This is a genomic window from Fictibacillus sp. 26RED30 (assembly GCF_015903845.1).
Lineage (GTDB): Bacteria > Bacillota > Bacilli > Bacillales > Fictibacillaceae > Fictibacillus > Fictibacillus phosphorivorans.
In genome coordinates this window covers 272,048-291,133 of the sequence record NZ_JACZDV010000003.1, presented here as the reverse complement: position 1 = coordinate 291,133, position 19,086 = coordinate 272,048, and the positions used below count along the sequence as shown (strand labels likewise).

Below are 19,086 nucleotides of genomic sequence, written 5' to 3'. Positions count from 1 at the left end.
GAGCGGGGCTCATGAATACTTATGGATTAACAGGAAGGATTGTCACACCCGGAAGTCCTGACTATGATCTGGCACGTGAAGAGTTCAATACTCGTTTTAACTTATTTCCTTTGATTATTAATTTTTGTGCAACTACTAAAGATGTTTCAAACGCGATCCGTTGGGCAAGAAAGAAGAATATTAAGTTTCGGATCCGTACAGGAAGGCATAGTTATGAAGCTTATTCATCATTAGATGGAGGTTTAGTAATAGACATCAGCGATATGAATGAAGTAAAAGTGGATCGCAAAACAAAAACGGCCGTACTTGGTGCGGGGGCATTGCTTTTTCCACTATACGAAAAATTGTATGAAGCAGGTTTCACGATTCCAGGAGGTACTTGTCCATCAGTAGGACTCTCAGGCTTAACGCTTGGTGGAGGGTGGGGGATGTTAACTCGTCCTTATGGTATGCTGATCGATCAGCTTCTGGATCTTGAGATGGTAGATGCAAACGGAAAGATTATCATAGCCAATAAAAATAAGAACGCTGATTTATTTTGGGCATCAAGAGGGGGTGGAGGTGGAAACTTTGGTGTGGTTACATCCTTTCGTTTTCGAGTTGTTCCAGTCGATGATGTTGCCATCTTTAAAATTACTTGGGACTTTAAAGGATTTGAAAAAGTCGTGGATTCATGGCAAAAATTTGCTCCGTACACAGACGATAGATTAACTGCCATTATTGATCTCTTAACAAAAGACATTGGTGAGCTGCGTGCTTTAGGTGAATTTTTTGGCTCAACGGATGAACTGAAAAAGCTTTTAAAGCCCCTTTTAACCGCATATCCACCTAAAGTAGTTGAAGTGAAGAAGGTGCCTTATATCGATGCCGTTAAGATATTTGGAGGAATGATGCCGGGTATGATGGAGTACGCTGTTAACCATGGTGATCCTGATGCACATCCGTTTAAGAATACAGGTGCGTTTGCGAAACAGCAGTTACCGATTAGAGCGATAAAAAAGCTTAAAGAATATCTATCAAACTCACCTAGTATTGAGAACAAAGTGCAGTTGCAAGCCCTAGCTGGAAAAGCAGCTTGTACAGGACCTACTGAAACGGCTTATGTTCATAGAGAAGCATTATTCAGCTTGTTATATATTACGAAGTGGCAGAACGAAAATGAAGCTAGCGTAAATACGCGATGGGTGGAGAGCTTAAGAAATTCTCTACTTCCTTATGCGGATGGAGCTTATGTGAATTTTCATGATAATTGTATTAAGAACTGGCTTGAACAATGTTACTTTGTTAACTTGCCTCGTTTAATTGAGGTGAAAACTAAATACGATCCTGAAAATGTGTTTAAGTTCCCATTAGGCATTCCGACTGCAGATACTATTAAGTAAAGTTTCAAATCGTGAGGGCAAAATAGCGAAACTAAGATCTAAATACAAACTTATAGATGAAAGGAGGTAGATGATGAAAACGTATGAAGAAAATGTACTGGAAGAACTAAAAAAATGGGAAACAGAAATGTGCAAACGGCCCTCACTTTGGAACAAAACAACGAAATCTCTTCAAACGAAGATCAATGAGAAAATTCCACAAAAAGTGCATGATGTTATAACATCAAGTATGAAACATATGATCAAAGCCACTTTAATCGGTTCTGAATATACGACCAAAAAAACGATTAAGTTTACAGCAGATCTACGAGAGCGTGATTTTAAATTTGAAGATCGACTCTCTTTTTACAAAAGAACAGCAGCAATAGAAGGAGCGGGAACAGGTGCTGGGGGGATTTTACTCGGCATTGCTGATTTTCCTTTATTGCTAGGTATAAAAATGAAGTTTCTGTTTGAAGCAGCAAGTATTTATGGATTGGATGTTAAGGACTACAAAGAACGAATCTTTATTCTTCATGTATTTCGTCTTGCTTTTGCTGATCCGCACAAGCGAGAAGAGGCATTTCAAAGAGTAGTCTCATGGAAAGAGACGGTTCAAGAATTTCCTGAATCTCCTGAGTCGATCAACCAAATGAATTGGCAAGAACTACAACAAGATTACCGAGATCATATCGACCTCATAAAAATGCTACAGATGGTCCCAGGTCTAGGGGCGATTGTCGGTGCATATGCGAATTATCATTTTCTCGATGATTTAGGTCAAGTGGCAAAAAATTGCTTCAGGTGGCGGTTGTTAACAGATGAAAAAAAGAAGAGAATCATAAACAACAAGCACCCGCATTAAATGGCGGGTGCTTGTAATAATTATATGAGGATTTAGAAGCGGCTGTCGCTTAATAGGCGGTCCATTTCTTCTTTATGCTTCGTCTCATCAGCAATCATATCTTCTAATTGAACGACAAGTTCAGTTAGTTTTAGGTTGGATGCTTGCTCTTTACGTTCCTCGTAACGTCTGATCGTATCTTCCTCAGCGTTTCTAGCTTCTTCTAACATTTCACGCACACTCTCTACTTGTTTAACCGGTTTTGGTTGAGTAGTTGGTGTACCTCCAAGCGTTTTGATCTTTTCTGCTAAATAAAGAGCATGTCCTTGCTCATCAGCAATTTCACTTTGGAAGAAAGGTTTTAGGATTTGACGGTACAAACCAGAAACCGTAGCTGCATTATGGTTGTACATAATGATTGCTGAGTACTCGTTTGCAAGATCCTCATTTAGTCCATCGATTAGTGCTTGTAAGTCTTTTTCCATTTGTATAACCTCCTGAATCTTGTTCTACAGAGATATCCTTCCCCTTTTCCCTTTACCATAAACCAAATTTATAGGATAGATGAACTAAAAAAAACAGGAACTGCAGAATGAGGTTTAGGGATTGGTAAAATCGGTAAAAGACTACTATGCGTGAAACAAATATTGAACAAAAGTGATACAAAATTCTAAGGAGGTAACAAAAATGGATAGCAGACACATGGTTGATGAAGAGCGTAACGTTGACACAAGTAAGGTTGAAGAAACAGCAAGCCGAATGAGCGAGAGCAAAAAAGACGAGATCTTATCAAACTTTGAAGAGTTTAAGAGCTACTTGCATGGAAAAGTGCAAATTGGTGAAAAAATGGGCATGAGCGAAGAAACACTTGCAAAAACTGCAGAGAAAGTAGCAGATTACTTAGCTAACCATGAGGAGCCTCGTAACTCAGAAGAGAACCTCTTAAAAGAACTATGGAAAGTTGGAGAGCAAGAAGAGCGTCATAAGCTGGCTCATATGTTAGTTAAGCTTGTTAAATAGTATACATGTAAAAGCTGCTCATCTTTGAGCGGCTTTTTTTATTACACCATTATTTAGAAGTAGTCTTCACATTTTTTTCGTAATGTATGGAAGCAAGTCGTTATAAATAGCTTGTAAAGCCAATAAAGTTTGCTAAAACGTCAATAAATTCACCTCAATGACCGTTTACAAAGACCCTTAAAAAAACGACAATGTTTTAAAGTGGTTTATTCAACGATAAAAGAGTGAAAACTTAGCTTTAATAAGAGTTAAAAAAAGAGAAAAACTGATATTGAGGAGAATCTTAATGTTACGAGAACTGGCCAATAAACTACCCTTTCCGATCCTTCCTCTTATATATATCATAAGCGGATTAGGTCTTTCTTTTTTATCATTAAACGTGTTTTTTGAGTTGTCAGAAGACTTAATGGAAAATGAGGTATTTGAGTTTGATCAAGTGATCATCCAATTTGTAACCGATATTAGAAGCGACAGATTAACTGAAGTGATGAAAGTGATTACGTTTTTCGGATCTAAAGACATTCTAACCACCTTATTAGTAGGAAGTTTGATCTGGCTTATCGTAAAACGTAAGAATTATTGGGGTGCGATTTTCTATTTAATTGCAGTTGCTGGCGGAGGTCTTTTAAACCTTGGACTAAAACATTGGTTTGGAAGAATACGACCAGAAGATAGCTTGATTGTCGAGCAAGGCTTCAGTTATCCGAGCGGACATGCCATGGGAAGTCTTATTTATTATGGTTTCCTTGGTTACTTGGTCGTAAGAAGCAGAAGAGGGAAGCCTCTTAAAATTATTCTTACGGTCGGGTTTATATCAACGATTCTTCTTATTGGTTTTAGCCGTGTCTACTTAGGCGTTCATTATCCGTCCGACATAGTAGCTGGATTTAGTGCTGGAACCGTTTGGCTTCTGCTATGTATAGGTGGACGTGAATCGATAAGAGCCTATCAAAAAAGGACGCTTCCTTTTTTTAAAAGGAAACATCCCCAGTAAGTGTGAGTAGTTGATTTTGTAAACATTTAACAACTGAAGGTGTACGATGTTGTCGCTCTCCATCACAGTCAATAAGCTGTTGGGGAGCTGTTTTTATGCTTATCTCTGAGCTTTGAAAATAATGATACCCTTGTCCTTCTTTTGAAGTATCGGATAAACGGTTCAAAAGGACGTCCCAAATAAACGAAGTGGAAGGCTCTTCGATCAGCAAACAATCGAGCTTACCGTCTTGTATATCAGTATCCGGAAAGAAGGGACGGATACCACCGGTAAAGGGTCCGTTCACAGCAAGAAACATGGTAGCTTGTCCATCAAATTGGAACTCCTTAGATGAGATGGAAATGTCAAAGGGTTCCCATGTTTGAAATGATTTTGCTGCAGATAAATAATAAGAAAGACGTCCGAATTTTTCTTTTGTATCGGGGTCTATGGATTCGGAGACATGTGTGATCAATCCAACACCCCAGAAATTTGTAAAGAAATGTCCGTTAAACTCTCCAACGTCAATGTTGCGAAACTTTTTTTCACTAAGCTGTTCCGCGGCTTTTACAGGATTTTGATTCATGCCTAGCGCTCTAGAAAAATCATTGCACGTTCCACCTGGTAAGATTCCGAAAGCTGGCTGATTCTCTGTTAAAGACAGTACAGCATCTGCAATTTCATGTACCGTGCCGTCACCGCCAGCAGCAATGATGAGATCAGTCTTACCTTGCAACTCTTTAACAAAGGAAGCACCTTCCCCAGGAGCGGTCGTCTCATAAACTTGAACGTCTTCGAAACCATTTTTGAGCTGTTCGAGCACTGCGTTCCACTGATTAAGCAACCTACCTTGTCCGGCGGAAGGATTTAATATAACAGATGCTCTTTTTATTGTTGATGGATTTATAGTCATTTGGCTACCATGTATTCTTTAACAAATGATTTTCCTGTAAAGAGTGTTTCTGGCAAGCCTTTTGAAGTGCCTCTATTTTTGTGTGCTTCCTCGTAGGCATTGGATTGTTGCCAATTTGTAAAATCAGCATGTGATTTCCAAAGTGTCATAACGATATAAGGATCTTGGTGAAGAGGTCGAAGAATACGTATGCCACTAAAGCCTGGTTCACTCTCAACAAGCCCAGCACGGTTTTGGAATCGTTCTTCAAAAAGAGATCTTCCTTCTTCTGATACCGGGATGTGATTCATAACAACAAAGCCAGCTCCACTTAAGGATCCTCTTTGGTTTATCACTTCGTACTCATGTTTTTCGGTAAATGGGTTTTCTCTATCTGTTTCGATTACTAAAGCAGAATTAGAGTCACCTTCAAGCAGGAGAGCTCCATCGTATTTTTCTTGATATGTCGCTAAATAGTCTAAAGTCCCATAAGTAATGTATATGTTCATAGGAATCCCTGCCCTTTTTTATTGATTTACCTTTGTTTTACCCAACCGTTCAGCACATTAAACAGTGTAAGAAGTTGGTTACTTGTAATATACTTTCCAACTAAGGGAAAATTATATAAAATGTACTTTTCGACCTAGAAAGAAATGAGGGTTGGTTATGGTAAAAAGAAGTCTCGTCGCTCTTGGTATATTAGTGGGTTCACTTATAATAGGTTTTTTTGCCTATCTATTCATAATTCTAGCTGGAGACTATGTAATCGATGAAAAGGATCTTGTTATGGATTCAGCCACAGTTCTAGTTGCCGAGAACGGAGAAAAAATAACAAAGATCTATGATGAAAATAGAGAGATCGTCGACATTGAGGATATTCCGAAACATGTTCAAGAAGCTTTTGTAGCGGTAGAAGACAGCCGTTTTTACAAACATAATGGAATAGATGTTAAAGCGATTTCGCGTGCCATCTATAAAGATGTTTTAGCTGGAGGAAAAGTTGAAGGCGGCAGTACGATCACTCAGCAGCTAGCAAAGAATGTTTTTTTATCTCATGAGAAGTCATGGCTAAGAAAAACAAAAGAAGCTGTCATTGCTATCAATCTAGAAAGAAGATACCCGAAAGATAAAATCTTAGAGATGTATTTGAATCAAATCTATTTTGGTCATGGCGCATACGGCATTCAGCTTGCTGCTAAAACGTATTTTAATAAGGATGTTAGCGATTTAACAGTAGCAGAAGGTGCGATGCTTGCCGGTCTTCCAAAAGCACCAAACTATTATTCTCCACTAAAAAATCCAAAGGAAGCAAAGGAACGGCGTGATCTTGTTCTTTCGCTAATGGAGAAGCAAGATTACTTGACGCCTTCTGAAACAGTCAGAGCACAAGGTAAAACGATCGCTCTTGATTTTCAGCAAGAGAAACGAAACCCGGCTTATACAACGTATATTGATATGGTTATAAAAGAGGCGAAAGAAAAGTATCAACTTTCAAGAGAAGAGCTGCGACAAGGCGGTTATAAAATCGTTGTACCTATGAATTTGGCAGCACAAGATTCTGTTTATAAAAGCTTTCAAGACGGTCGTTATTTTGTAGGTACTGGTCAGGAGAAACCTGAGGGCGCTATGGTTTTGATGGATGGGAAAACAGGTGGTTTGCTCGCTGTTCAAGGGGGACGAAATTATGTAACAGAGGGACTGAATCGGGTAGAGGTGAATCGTCAGCCAGGTTCAACGTTCAAGCCGTTATCTGTGTATGGTCCCGCTCTTGAATCCGAAAAATACAAACCCTATTCTATGCTGCGTGATGAAGAACTTAGCTATGACGGTTATGAACCTAAGAATTATAACGGTAGATACGATGGTGAAGTTTCCATGGTGGACGCCATTTCACACTCTGTAAATTCATCGGCAGTATGGCTGTTGAACAAGAACGGAATATCTGATTCGAAAAGTTACCTCGAACAGCTCGGTATGCCGATTGAGGACAAAGGACTCGGAATCGCGCTCGGCGGCATCGATCAAGGGGTAACACCATTGCAAATGGTAAAAGGATATCGCAGTTTCCTTCATGAGGGTAAGACGATCGAGCCTTTTGTAATCAGTAAGATCTATAACAACGAAGGAGATCTGATTGGGAAAGCAAAACAGGTAGAAAAGAAAGTTTGGAAAAAGCAGAACGCATGGTACATGACACGTATGCTTCAGCAGGTCGTGAAGAACGGAACAGGATCTGATGGAAGAGAGAATATGGAGATCGCAGGAAAGACGGGTACCACAAACTATCCAAACGTAGAAAAAGGAAACAAAGATACATGGTTTGTCGGGTATACACCAGAAGTAGTCGGTGCTGTATGGGTCGGTTATGATCGAACAACAAAAGAATCGTTTCTAAACAGCGGCAGTTCTTTACCTACTCTCCTATTTAAACAAGTGATTAACGAAATGCCGTCGCAACAAGGTCTCACGTTTAAAAAACCTGACGGAGTAAAAGATTTAGCACCGCCAATCGAGCTCATCGAGTTAAACGACCTTCGTGCTTCATTTGGTATGGGAGACTATGGGATTCCTTCGGTTAAACTGAACTGGACTCCTTCAAAAGACGAGCGTCTGCAATATAAGGTTTATGCCGTGAATGAAGGAGAAACAACTCTTTTAGATACGATAAAAGGTAAAGGAGAATATAGTGCTTCTGGAAAGAATCTCTTCACGCTGCCAGACTTCTATGTTGTTCCATATAATCCTCTTACTAAACAAGAAGGAGAGCCATCAAATGTGGTGTCGATCTCTCTTTTCCCGAGTTTTGGTGAGGAAGATAAAAAAGAAGTAAGAGATAAGATTCGTAAAGATCGTGAAAAAGAGAAGAAAAAGAAAAAGAAGAAAAATGATGAATGAACGGTGGAAGGTGGCCAAGGTGGCCGTCTTCTTTTTTTGGTGAGTGTTTGGAAGTTGGAAGTAGAGGGAGGGGAGTCGGAGTCGAACTGTGTCGGAAAGCCTATATTTTTCATTTTCGACTTAATTGTGGCGTGTTTAGGCTTAATGGATGCTCATTTCGACTTAATTGTGGCCTCTTTTGACTTAATCAATGCGCTGCTAGACTCAATCCATCATTTACTCATCTCTTATGGGGATAGCAGCATGCGCCTGTAAAGGCTTTCAACACCCAAAGAACATCCATTTTGCCAAAATCATGACAATTAAGCTTATCTTCTATACTTTTATTATGAATTCCCTTACAATGTGTATGGATATTGACGTTAAAGGTTTTAAGTTTCAGCAGCTAGGAGATAACAATAGTGCTGCAGCTTTTGGTCTTGTATAGAAAGGTGTGTACGTTTTGACTATGAATGAAGAGTTTTTGAAAGCGTGTCGTAAGGAGAAAAATTCACATATTCCTGTATGGTACATGAGACAGGCGGGCCGTTCCCAGCCAGAGTACCGTAAATTGAAAGAGAAATATTCACTATTTGAAATCACACATAGACCAGAGATGTGCGCTGGCGTTACGAAGCTCCCTGTAGATCAGCATGGAGTAGATGCTGCGATTCTTTATAAAGACATTATGTCTCCTGTACCAGCGATTGGAGTAGATGTAGAGATTAAATCAGGAATCGGACCCGTGATCGATAAACCTGTACGAACGCGCGAAGATGTAGAGCGTTTAGGAACGATCAATCCTGAGAAAGACGTACCGTATGTTCTGGATACGATTAAAATTTTACGACAACAGTTAGAAGTGCCGCTTATCACATTTGCAGGTGCACCATTTACACTTGCGAGCTATATGGTTGAAGGTGGGCCTTCCCGCGATTATCATAAAACTAAGCAGTTAATGTATTCTGATCCTGAAAGCTGGTTCATGCTGATGGACAAGCTAGGCGATATGACGATCGCTTATGCAAAGGCACAGATTGCTGCTGGCGCACAAGCGTTTCAAATTTTTGATTCATGGGTCGGCGCATTAAATGCAGCTGATTACAGAAAATACATTCAGCCTGTCATGTACAAGATCTTCTCATCACTAAGAGAAGAAAATGTTCCGTTGATTCTATACGGAACAGGTGCAAGACACTTAATCATGGAGTGGAACGAGCTTCCGATCGATGTGATCGGACTTGATTGGAGATTATCTCCGAGAGAAGCGCGTCAGATGGGTGTTACGAAGGCACTTCAAGGAAACTTAGATCCTTCCATTCTATTGGCGCCATGGGAAGTAATTGAAGCACGTACGAAAGAAATTTTGGATGAAGGTATGGAAGAACCAGGCTTTATCTTCAATGTCGGAAAAGGTATTTTCCCTGAAGTAAACATTGCAACATTAAAGCAGTTGACCACCTTTGTTCATGAATATACGTCTAAAAAACTAGGGTGATAAAAAGTGAGTAACAAGAAAACAGGTCTATTAATCATGGCGTACGGAACGCCAAGAAATCTTGATGAAGTAGAAAGCTATTACACACATATAAGACGAGGACGTAAGCCTTCTCCTGAACAGCTGCAAGAACTTACAGAACGCTACGAACAGATCGGTGGAATCTCGCCACTTGCTAAGATTACAGAAGAGCAAGCGCAAAAAATTGAAGCAGAGATGAATGAGCGTTATCCCGATCGTGAGTTTAAAAGTTACCTTGGTCTGAAGCATATCGATCCTTTCATTGAAGATGCTGTGCAGCAGATGAAGGAAGATGGAATTGAAGAAGCAGTAACGCTTGTTCTTGCTCCTCATTATTCAACGTTCAGCGTTAAATCATACAACGGACGTGCTGTGGAAGAGTCTGCAAAAATCGGTGGACCATCCTTTACGACGATCGACAGCTGGTATGATGAGCCGAAGTATGTACAATTTTGGGCGGACGGAATAAAACAAACGTTTAACTCTATTACAGAGAACGAACATGACAAAACCGTTGTAATCTTCTCCGCACACAGTCTGCCAGAAAAGATTCTACAAATGGGAGATCCTTATCCGACTCAGCTCCAGGAAACAGCTGATTTGATCGCAAAAGAGGCAAATATCCCTCATTACACGATTGGATGGCAGAGTGCTGGTAATACACCTGAACCGTGGATCGGACCAGACGTTCAGGATTTAACTAGAGATCTTTATAACGAGCATGCTTATAAACATTTTATCTATTGTCCTGTAGGTTTTGTGGCGGATCATCTGGAAGTTCTGTATGACAACGATTATGAGTGTAAAGTTGTTACAGATGAGTTGGGCGTGAATTACTATCGTCCTGAGATGCCTAACGCAAAGCCGGAATTTATCGATTGTTTGGCAACGGTCATTGAAAACGCACTAGCAAAAGAAAGAATGTGAAAGAAATGAGCGAGCGAAAGCACGTTATTATATTGGGCGGCGGCATAACAGGTTTAGCCGCTGCCTTTTATGTTCAGAAATATGCAAAAGAAACAGGGGATCCGATAACATTTACAGTGGTCGAAGCTAGCAATCGTCTTGGCGGCAAGATCGATACGATTAAAGAAGATGGTTTCGTGCTAGAGCGTGGGCCAGATTCCTATCTTGCTAGAAAAACAGTAATGACAGAATTAGTTAAAGACGTTGGTCTAGGCGACGATTTAGTTTCTAATGAAACAGGTCAAGCTTATATTTTGCACAATATGAAACTTCATCCTATTCCTGAAGGAGCTGTTATGGGGATCCCGACTAAAGTGATGCCGTTTGCGACGACACCTTTATTCTCTGTCACTGGAAAGGCAAGAGCGGGATTAGACCTAGTTCTTCCTAAACGAAAAGATGCGCAACAAGATGTTTCGGTTGGCCATTTTTTTAGAAGACGTCTTGGTGATGAAGTGGTTGATCGACTGATCGAACCCTTGTTATCCGGGATTTATGCTGGAAGAATCGATCGACTTAGCCTGCAATCTACGTTTCCTCAATTTGTGGAAACGGAAAAGAAATATAGAAGTTTAATCTTAGGAATGAAAAAGACGCAGCCTAAACAAGAGAAAACGCTGAACACGAAAAAGAAAAAAGGTGCTTTTTTAACACTCAAAGGAGGACTCTCTTCTTTCATTGAAGCTCTGTCTAACGCAGTGCCAAAAGAAAGCATTAAAACAGGTGTTCACGTTAAAGCTGTCGAGCGTTTAGTAGACGGGACATATTCTGTGGTGATGGAAGATGGCTCGGTTATGAACGGTGATCATTTTATTGTCACTACACCTTATCCTGTTACGAAAAAACTTTTCGGTGAATCTCTGTTTCCTGCTGGTTTTCACGACACGAAGCCAACCTCAGTAGCAACGGTTGCGATGAGTTTTAATGAGGCAGACGTGAACTTCAGTCTTGATGGGACAGGGTTTGTGATTGCTAAAAGTGAAAAGACATCCATAACGGCGTGTACGTGGACTAGCCGAAAGTGGCCGCATACGACTCCACAAGGTAAAGTGGTCCTTCGTTGTTATGTAGGACGTGCAGAAGATCAAGACATCGTTCAACAACCAGATGAAGTTATTTTAGAAAAAGTATTGGATGATTTGAAGAGAATCATGGGTGTTGATAGCCGTCCGGAATTCTACCATGTTTCTCGTATGATTGATTCGATGCCACAATATGAAGTCGGGCATAAAGAGTATGTAGAAAAGCTCAGAACTGCGTTTCAAAATGAGCTGCCTGGCGTGAAGCTAGCCGGAGCTCCGTATGATGGTGTGGGATTGCCAGATTGCGTGAATTCAGCAAAAATGGCTGTTGATTCTTTGTTCGGCCGATAATGATTTTGGACGTGAAAACTTCAATTTAAACAAAAAAATAATAAATATGTTAAGAATTAAACGACAAATGGATATGTTTGTCGTTTTTTATATTTTCTTGTAGAATGTTTCTGCTATACTGTAGGGAGAAAAAAGGAAGGGGGAAGCGCTGTGCAAGCATTTATTGAGCCGTTATTTGTAAATATTGCAATCATATTTTCGTTTACACATCTTTTGAACATGTTCTTTCCCCTTCATCCTGGTGTTATTCCGAGCTATAAGAATCAAATCGTTTTTGGCTTGATCAGTGGTGCGGGTGCTCTAGTTTGTATGTTGTTTCCCATTGAAACGCTGAAGGATTCTTTTTTTGATCTTCGAAATGTTCCCATCATGATCGTCACATTGTATGTCGGCTGGCTTCCGGGGGCAATTTGTTCGTTGATTGTTGCCATCGCAAGAATAGCAGTTGGTGGAGAGTTAGCTTGGCTTGGTGTTGTTTTAATCCTTTTAGCTTATGTGGTTTGCTTGATCTATCATGGATTTTTTGATGAAGATAAGCGCAGATGGATTTCAGCCATTTATATTGCGCTGGTTTATACATTATTTTATATGCTTTTCATTCATACATATCTTGATTTTCTAACGATCGATTTTTATCTCGTCTATTTCTCGAGCTTTTTGATCGCGTTCTTTTCTTGTATCTTCTTAATTGAGAGGCTTGTTAAGATCAACATGCAGTTGAAGGAAACCGTTTACTTGGACAAGCTGGCTGTTGCGGGACAGATGGCAGCAGCAATCGCGCATGAAGTTAGAAACCCGATGACGACCATTCGTGGAATGATTCAGTTTCTTGGCAGCACGACAACAGATGCTAAGCTAAGGGAACATTCGCCACTCTTAATTGAGGAATTAGATCGAACGAATAAGATTATCACAGACTATTTGTCCATGGTTAAGCCGGATGTTCCTAAGCTTGAGACCGTTTCACTCGAAAAAGTGTTAAGAGATGTTATTGCGCTTACTGCACCATACGGAGCGATAAATAATGTCGAAGTTACCGCTAGTCCATTAGGCTCTTATAATGTGTGCATTGATGAACCAAAACTTAAGCAAGGTTTAATAAATATTATCAAAAACGGGATAGAAGCGATAGAAGAAGGGGGCACGATCCATCTGTATCGCTATAAAGTTACAAAGAGTCGGATTACGATAGCGATCGAAGACAATGGTAAGGGTATGACAGAAGAGGAACTCGAGCAGATCGGGTTGCCTTTTTATACAACGAAAGCAAAAGGTACGGGTTTGGGTATGATGGTAACATATAAACTCATTCAAGATATGGACGGAAAACTTCGGTATGAGAGCGTACTTAATGAAGGCACGAGAGTTCTTTTAACCTTGCAGTTATGTTCGAAACGAAATATGGTTAATGGTGAGGAGGTGGGATGATGGATCGCAGAAAAAGTATTTTAGACGCAGCAGAGCGTTCTTTTTCTATGTTTGGTTATAAGGCTAGTACAGTGGATCAAATCGCTAAGATTGCAAATGTAGGAAAGGGAACGATCTATACTTTTTTCGCAAACAAAGAAGAATTATTTTCGGAAATTATCACAAACTTAGTAACAGAGACGAAATTAGCGGCATCTTCTGCAATAAAAGAAGATCGCCCTTTTTACGAGAACCTGCATAATGCCCTTTATGAAGTCGTTGAACTTCGGAAAACGCACAAGTTAGCCGTTAAACTTTCTCAAGAAGTGAAAGAGTTAAACACTTCACCTGTAACTGAGGCTTTGCAGAGAATTGAAAAAGCAGTTTTGAATTTTGTTCAAAAAGAGCTGGATAAAGCAGTCGAGAAAGGCGAGATTAAAGAATGCCATACAGATATTGTGGCGTTTATGATGGTCAAAGTATATATCGCTCTTATTTTTGATTGGGAGCGTGATCATGAAGCTCTTCAAAAAGAAAAGATGCTTGAAGTTCTTGAGATGTTTGTAATGGATGGTTTAAGGAAACCATAGTATTGCAGAAGCAAGAAAAACGTGTTACATTAAGTTGTGACCAAATTTCTATTTCGGTCATTTTCGAAAAAGCGGACTGTAAGAGTCTCTTTTTTTACCGATAAATGACCAAATGACTAAATTAGTCATTCAGTATTAGGAGGAGTGAACAACTGTGCTAAAAAGTATCGGAGCTCAATTTAAAGCAGTTTTTTCAAACAAAAAAATTGCTGTACCGGTCTTAGCAGTTCTATTTATACCAGTGTTATACAGCGGAATGTTTCTATGGGCGTTCTGGGATCCGTATGACAAGATGGAAGATCTGCCAGTGGCCGTAGTCAACCAAGATGAAGGGTACGAATATAACGGTGAGAACTTAACTGTAGGAGATGAGTTTGTAAAAAAACTCAAAGAAAATCCACAGTTTGAGTGGAAATTTGTTAGTGAAGAAAAAGCAAAGCAAGGTTTGGAACATAACGATTTTTATATGATGATCGAGATTCCTGAGAACTTTTCTGAAGAGGCAACTGCTCTATCTGGAAAATCGAACAAAAAGCCTGAAATCATTTATACACCGAACGCTGGCTTTAACTTTCTAGCAGCACAAATTGGCGGAACAGCCGTAGATAAAATGAAAGAAAGTTTGTCTAACGAACTGACAAAAACATATGCAGAAGTCATGTTCGATCAAGTCGAGCAGTTGGCTGGTGGGTTGGAGAAAGCAGCTGATGGCTCCAATCAAGTAACAGACGGATTGAAAAAAGCATCTTCTGGCAGTGGTGAACTAGCTTCAGGAATGGAAGCAAAAACACCACAGATTAATGAGTTAAAAGATGGAGCTGTACTTTTTAATTCAAAAATGACCGAGTTCGATAGTGGAATGGATAAATTGCTTGCTGCTCATAAACAACTAGCAGACGGACAAGGTCAACTAAGTAACGGAGCACAAGCTCTAAAAGGTGGACTTAGCCAAGCGACAGCTGGTTCTGAAAAAATAAAGAACGGAAGCTTATCCTTACAAGGCGGTGCATCTAAACTATCCACTGGTGCAAGTACGCTCGCAGGTTCAGTAAATGAGTGGAACGCTGGTGCACAAAAAGCAACAGCAGGCTCGAAACAACTAGAACAACAAATTAATGCACTCATTCAAAACCAAGGAAACATGTCAGATGAGCAGATGGCCGCATCCTTAAAACAGCTTGCAGCAGCAAGTAATGGAATAAATAACGGCTTAGATAGCTTAACTGCAGCAACTGGTAAGATCGCTGGCGGAGCGAATGAACTTTCTGCAGGAGCTAAAAAGCTAAGTGATTCACAAACGGCAGTAGCAAAAGGAGCAGAAGAGCTTCATAACGGTCAGCTTAAACTAGTTGGCGGAGTCGATCAACTCGCGAGTGGTCAAGCAAAAGTAAATGAAGGTACGCAAACGTTCCAATCTAAATTGGGAGAAGCGGCTAACGGTAGTCAGCAGCTGTTAGGTGCGAGTGGCAAGTTAGCAGACGGAACTTCCACAATTGCAACAGGCTGGCAAGAAGTTACGGGCCATGTGAAAGAAATTCATAATGGAGAACAAAAGCTGCTTGATGGAAGTGGAAAACTATCCTCTTCATTAAGTGATGCAGCGGATAAGACAGGTGAGCTTGATCCAGACAGTGACATGTTCGAACGTATTGCAAACCCTGTTTCTGTTAAAACAAATAGCTTTTCTGATGTTCCGAATTACGGAACAGGCTTTGCTCCTTACTTCTTATCATTAGGTCTTTTCGTAGGAGCATTGTTGATGTCAATCGTATTCCCATTACGTGATAAAGCTGGACAACCGCGATCAGGATTCAGCTGGTTTGCTGGTAAGTTCACGTTCTTAGCGGTGGTTGGTGTAATTCAAGCACTGATTGCGGACGCGGTATTAATATATGGTCTAGGGATTGAAGTGAGTAACTTAGGAGCGTTCCTTGGCCTTAGTATCATTACGAGTCTTACTTTCTTAGCACTCGTACAGTTGCTCGTTACGGTGCTTGGTGATCCAGGACGTTTTGTCGCGATCATTATTTTAATCCTACAGCTTACAACGAGTGCAGGAACATTCCCGTTAGAGCTTATTCCGAACGGACTACAAGGATTCAATGCTTGGCTTCCGATGACATATTCCGTTTCAGGCTTTAAAGCAGTAATCTCAAGCGGAGACATGGAAAGCTTTAGCTTTAATCTATGGATCCTGGTAGGTTTCATGGCGATCTGTATGATCGGTACATGGGCTTACTTTGCAAGTCAGTTTAGAAAAAAGAATAACGCAGATGAAGGTTCAGTAGCATAATTTTAGTTAACACCTGAGGGGACAACATCCCTTCAGGTGTTTTTTCTAGTTTTGCAGAAGGGGAAACCCGGTTTGAAGCAATAGCAACAATGTTAACAAAAAACTTTTAGAAAAGAAGTTTTCAAGCAAGCAAGCAAGGGAAACATAAGTTATGGACATTCTAATGGATGCAGCTTATTTTATGTAAAAAAAGGAGAGAACCGAACTTGATAACTTTCAAAAACGTAGGGAAAACGTACCCTGACGGTTTTGAGGCCTTGAAAAATATTGACTTTCAAATTAATGAAGGGGAGTTAGTAGCTTTAATCGGGCCTAGTGGTTGTGGTAAGACAACAACCATGAGAATGATAAACCGTTTGATCGAGCCATCAAAAGGAACGATTCTCATTGATGGAGAAGATATTGCAAACCGAAACCCCGTTGAGCTGAGAAGGAATATTGGATATGTAATTCAACAAATTGGTCTATTGCCTCATATGACGATAGAAGACAACATCTCACTCGTACCACGTTTAAAAGGGTGGGAAAAAGAAAAGTATGAGGGCAAAGTTGATGAATTGCTAGATTTAGTTGGATTAGATCCTAAAACATTCAGAACGCGATATCCTTCTGAGCTAAGCGGTGGTCAGCAGCAGCGTATTGGTGTAATTCGAGCACTTGCTGCAGAACCTCCTATCATTTTAATGGACGAACCATTCTCCGCGCTTGATCCGATCAGTCGTGAACAGCTGCAAGATGAACTTGTTAAATTGCAAGATACGATCAAGAAAACGATCGTATTCGTTACGCATGATATGGATGAAGCTATTAAGATTGCTGACAAGATCGCGATCTTAAATAAAGGTGAGATCATTCAGTTCGATACACCAGAACGGATTCTACGTCATCCAGCGAACGATTTTGTTAAAGGGTTTATCGGTGAGAACCGATTGTCTGCTGATGAATCTTCTATGCCAGAAGCCGTAGATCTTATGAGACCGAATCCAGTTACGGCAAAAGTAACGAGAGGTCTTGCAGAATCATTAAAAATGATGAAGCGATATGGTGTAGACAGTCTCTTGATCACAGATCAGCAAAATAAGCTTCTTGGGATCACAATACTTGATAAAATCGAACAACATTACCCTGAAGAAGATAAGACCATCGGAGATCTTATGGAAAAAGAGATCATTACGGTCGATGTTTCCTCTACGTACACGGAAGTTGCAGAAATCTTTGCAACCCATGGTGTTCATATGATTCCTGTACTTGATAATGAAAAATTAGTTGGCTTAATCACACGTGCATCCATGATGCGCGGTTTAGCAGGGTTAAATATTTCCGCACAAAAACCTATTGAGGGAGGTGCGGGCATTGAATAACTTTTTAGTCACGATGAAAGATACGTTTGTGAACAGATGGCCAGAAATTCTTACAGGCCTTCAGCAGCACTTATTTTTATCTCTTGTTTCAATCTTGATCGCGGCAGTTATCGCCGTTCCTCTAGGAATTTTTATTTCAAGAAGAAAAAAGGTTGCCGAACCTGTTATTGGAGTTACAGCCATTTTTCAAACGATACCGAGTTTGGCATTGTTCGGTTTCTTATTGCCTGTATTCGGAATCGGTAGTACAACTGCCATCATTGCACTTACTGTTTATGCACTCTTGCCTATCCTACGCAACACGTATACAGGAATTACGGGTGTAGATAAATCAGCTGTTGAAGCAGGTAAAGGTATGGGTATGACTAATACTCAAATTTTACGTATGATCGAACTGCCGTTAGCGCTGCCGATCATCATGGCTGGTCTGCGGACAGCAACCGTATTAACCATTGGGGTGGCAACACTTGCTGCGTTTATTGGAGCAGGTGGATTAGGTGATCTTATCTACCGTGGATTATCTACTACTCGTAATGAGCTCGTCTTAGCAGGTGCGATTCCCGCTGCATTACTTGCTATAGTATTTGACTTTATTTTGCGACGAATTGAGTTAGCTACTGAACCTAAAGCATCAAAGAAACGCGGTTCGTGGAAACTGCCAGTCCTTATCGGGGTACCGATCGCTGCCCTCGTTCTTTTCTTTGCACTCCGTGGTGGTGGTGAAGAAGATGCGATTGTGATCACAGGTAAGAAGTGGACTGAGCAATATATCCTGCCTTATGTGATTTCTGAATATGTAAAAGACAAGACAGATTACCCTGTTATCGTTAAAGAAGCGATTGGCGAGACGCCTATTCTTACGGAAGCAATCAAAAAGGGTGACATCGATCTTTATGTAGAATATACAGGTACAGGTTACTTAACGATTCTAAAAGAAAAATATGATCCAAGTATGAAGCCTGAAGAGATTTATGATGCTGTAAAAGAAGGCTATTCGAAAGAGTATGACCTGAAATGGACGAAGCCGCTTGGTTTTGAAAACACGTATGCGCTAGCTTTAAATCCTGATACGGCGAAACAAGTTAATGTAAAATCGATTTCTGAACTAGCGTCGAAGTCGAACCAGATTACTTTCGGTGGTCCAACAGAGTTCTTTGAACGTGAGGACGGCTATACGCCATTTGTGGATACGTATAATCTAAACTTTAAGGATAAGAAGAGTTTGGATCCGAACTTGATGTACTCTGCTGTAAAAGAAGGTAAGGTGGACGCGATTCCTGCATATACAACGGATGGAAGAATCGTTCGTTTCAATTTAAAGACGTTGGAAGACGATAAGAAATTCTTCCCTCCTTATTATGCAGTCCCTGTTGTAAGGGAAGATACGCTGAAGAAGTATCCAAAGCTTGAAGGTGTTCTCAATGAGCTTGAAGGGAAGATTTCAGAAGAAGATATGGCAGAAATGAACGCGAAAGTGGACCTTGATAAAAAAGATCCGCGTGAAGTAGCGCAAGAATTTCTGAAAAGTAAAGGATTGATCAAATAAGATAGAAAAATGGACTCCTTCGGGGGTCCATTTTTTGTTATGTAGGGTGGTTTGAGAGGGGGGCAGC

16 protein-coding genes are annotated in these 19,086 nt (G+C 40.3%); 13 read left to right on the top strand and 3 right to left on the bottom strand.

Going from position 1 to position 19,086, the window contains the following annotated elements; all coding sequences use genetic code 11:
* Nucleotides 1-11 precede the first annotated feature (11 nt).
* Both IHV11_RS17345 and IHV11_RS17340 read left to right on the top strand, forming a co-directional pair.
* Complete coding sequence (locus IHV11_RS17345; RefSeq protein ID WP_197195675.1) at nt 12-1,382, top strand: FAD-binding oxidoreductase; 1,371 nt, start codon at nt 12-14, stop codon at nt 1,380-1,382.
* Nucleotides 1,383-1,452: 70 nt separating this feature from the next.
* On the top strand, nt 1,453-2,226 hold the full coding sequence (locus IHV11_RS17340) for an EcsC family protein (protein WP_370568704.1): 774 nt from the start codon (nt 1,453-1,455) through the stop codon (nt 2,224-2,226).
* Nucleotides 2,227-2,258: 32 nt separating this feature from the next.
* Here the strand turns inward: IHV11_RS17340 and IHV11_RS17335 are convergent, their stop codons facing one another.
* A complete protein-coding gene (locus IHV11_RS17335) occupies nt 2,259-2,690 on the bottom strand; it encodes a ferritin-like domain-containing protein (RefSeq protein WP_066391396.1) in 432 nt (143 codons plus the stop codon).
* Between the two features lie 217 nt (nt 2,691-2,907).
* On the opposite strand from IHV11_RS17335, the gene IHV11_RS17330 reads away from it, so the two are divergent.
* On the top strand, nt 2,908-3,225 hold the full coding sequence (locus tag IHV11_RS17330; protein ID WP_066399706.1) for a DUF3243 domain-containing protein: 318 nt from the start codon (nt 2,908-2,910) through the stop codon (nt 3,223-3,225).
* Between the two features lie 286 nt (nt 3,226-3,511).
* The gene (locus IHV11_RS17325; protein WP_197195674.1) at nt 3,512-4,219 is read left to right on the top strand and encodes a phosphatase PAP2 family protein; all 708 of its coding nucleotides are present in this window, start codon (nt 3,512-3,514) and stop codon (nt 4,217-4,219) included.
* On the opposite strand, the gene IHV11_RS17320 is transcribed toward IHV11_RS17325, so the two are convergent.
* Both IHV11_RS17320 and IHV11_RS17315 read right to left on the bottom strand, forming a co-directional pair.
* Complete coding sequence (locus tag IHV11_RS17320) at nt 4,197-5,111, bottom strand: diacylglycerol/lipid kinase family protein (RefSeq protein ID WP_197195673.1); 915 nt, start codon at nt 5,109-5,111, stop codon at nt 4,197-4,199. The two genes, IHV11_RS17325 and IHV11_RS17320, sit on opposite strands and share 23 nt — an antisense overlap.
* A complete protein-coding gene (locus tag IHV11_RS17315; RefSeq protein ID WP_197126877.1) occupies nt 5,108-5,599 on the bottom strand; it encodes an antibiotic biosynthesis monooxygenase family protein in 492 nt (163 codons plus the stop codon). Before IHV11_RS17315 ends, IHV11_RS17320 begins: the two co-directional genes overlap by 4 nt.
* Before the next feature lie 157 nt (nt 5,600-5,756).
* Here IHV11_RS17315 and IHV11_RS17310 point away from each other — a divergent pair, with 157 nt between their 5' ends.
* The 9 genes from IHV11_RS17310 (at nt 5,757) to IHV11_RS17270 (ending at nt 19,019) form a co-directional block, all read left to right on the top strand.
* Complete coding sequence (locus IHV11_RS17310) at nt 5,757-7,985, top strand: transglycosylase domain-containing protein (protein WP_197195672.1); 2,229 nt, start codon at nt 5,757-5,759, stop codon at nt 7,983-7,985.
* A 448-nt stretch (nt 7,986-8,433) separates the two neighbouring features.
* Nucleotides 8,434-9,462 carry a uroporphyrinogen decarboxylase gene (gene hemE, locus IHV11_RS17305; protein WP_137790805.1) on the top strand — a complete coding sequence of 343 codons (1,029 nt, stop codon included), beginning with the start codon at nt 8,434-8,436 and terminating at the stop codon, nt 9,460-9,462.
* 6 nt (nt 9,463-9,468) lie between these two features.
* On the top strand, nt 9,469-10,410 hold the full coding sequence (hemH, locus tag IHV11_RS17300) for a ferrochelatase (protein WP_197195671.1): 942 nt from the start codon (nt 9,469-9,471) through the stop codon (nt 10,408-10,410).
* 5 nt (nt 10,411-10,415) lie between these two features.
* Nucleotides 10,416-11,822, top strand: a complete 1,407-nt coding sequence (gene hemY / locus IHV11_RS17295; protein WP_197195670.1) for a protoporphyrinogen oxidase — start codon at nt 10,416-10,418, stop codon at nt 11,820-11,822.
* Between the two features lie 150 nt (nt 11,823-11,972).
* The gene (locus IHV11_RS17290; protein WP_197190812.1) at nt 11,973-13,250 is read left to right on the top strand and encodes an ATP-binding protein; all 1,278 of its coding nucleotides are present in this window, start codon (nt 11,973-11,975) and stop codon (nt 13,248-13,250) included.
* Nucleotides 13,247-13,819, top strand: a complete 573-nt coding sequence (locus tag IHV11_RS17285; RefSeq protein ID WP_197126882.1) for a TetR/AcrR family transcriptional regulator — start codon at nt 13,247-13,249, stop codon at nt 13,817-13,819. Before IHV11_RS17290 ends, IHV11_RS17285 begins: the two co-directional genes overlap by 4 nt.
* A 154-nt stretch (nt 13,820-13,973) precedes the next feature.
* Nucleotides 13,974-16,112 (top strand): YhgE/Pip family protein, encoded by a 2,139-nt coding sequence (locus IHV11_RS17280; RefSeq protein ID WP_197195669.1) that lies wholly within the window; start codon nt 13,974-13,976, stop codon nt 16,110-16,112.
* Nucleotides 16,113-16,318: 206 nt separating this feature from the next.
* Nucleotides 16,319-17,473: an ABC transporter ATP-binding protein gene (locus IHV11_RS17275; protein WP_197195668.1), complete on the top strand. Its 1,155-nt coding sequence runs from the start codon at nt 16,319-16,321 to the stop codon at nt 17,471-17,473.
* Nucleotides 17,457-19,019, top strand: a complete 1,563-nt coding sequence (locus IHV11_RS17270) for a glycine betaine ABC transporter substrate-binding protein (protein WP_370568702.1) — start codon at nt 17,457-17,459, stop codon at nt 19,017-19,019. The genes IHV11_RS17275 and IHV11_RS17270 overlap by 17 nt, the downstream gene beginning before the upstream one ends.
* The last annotated feature ends 67 nt before the right edge of the window (nt 19,020-19,086 follow it).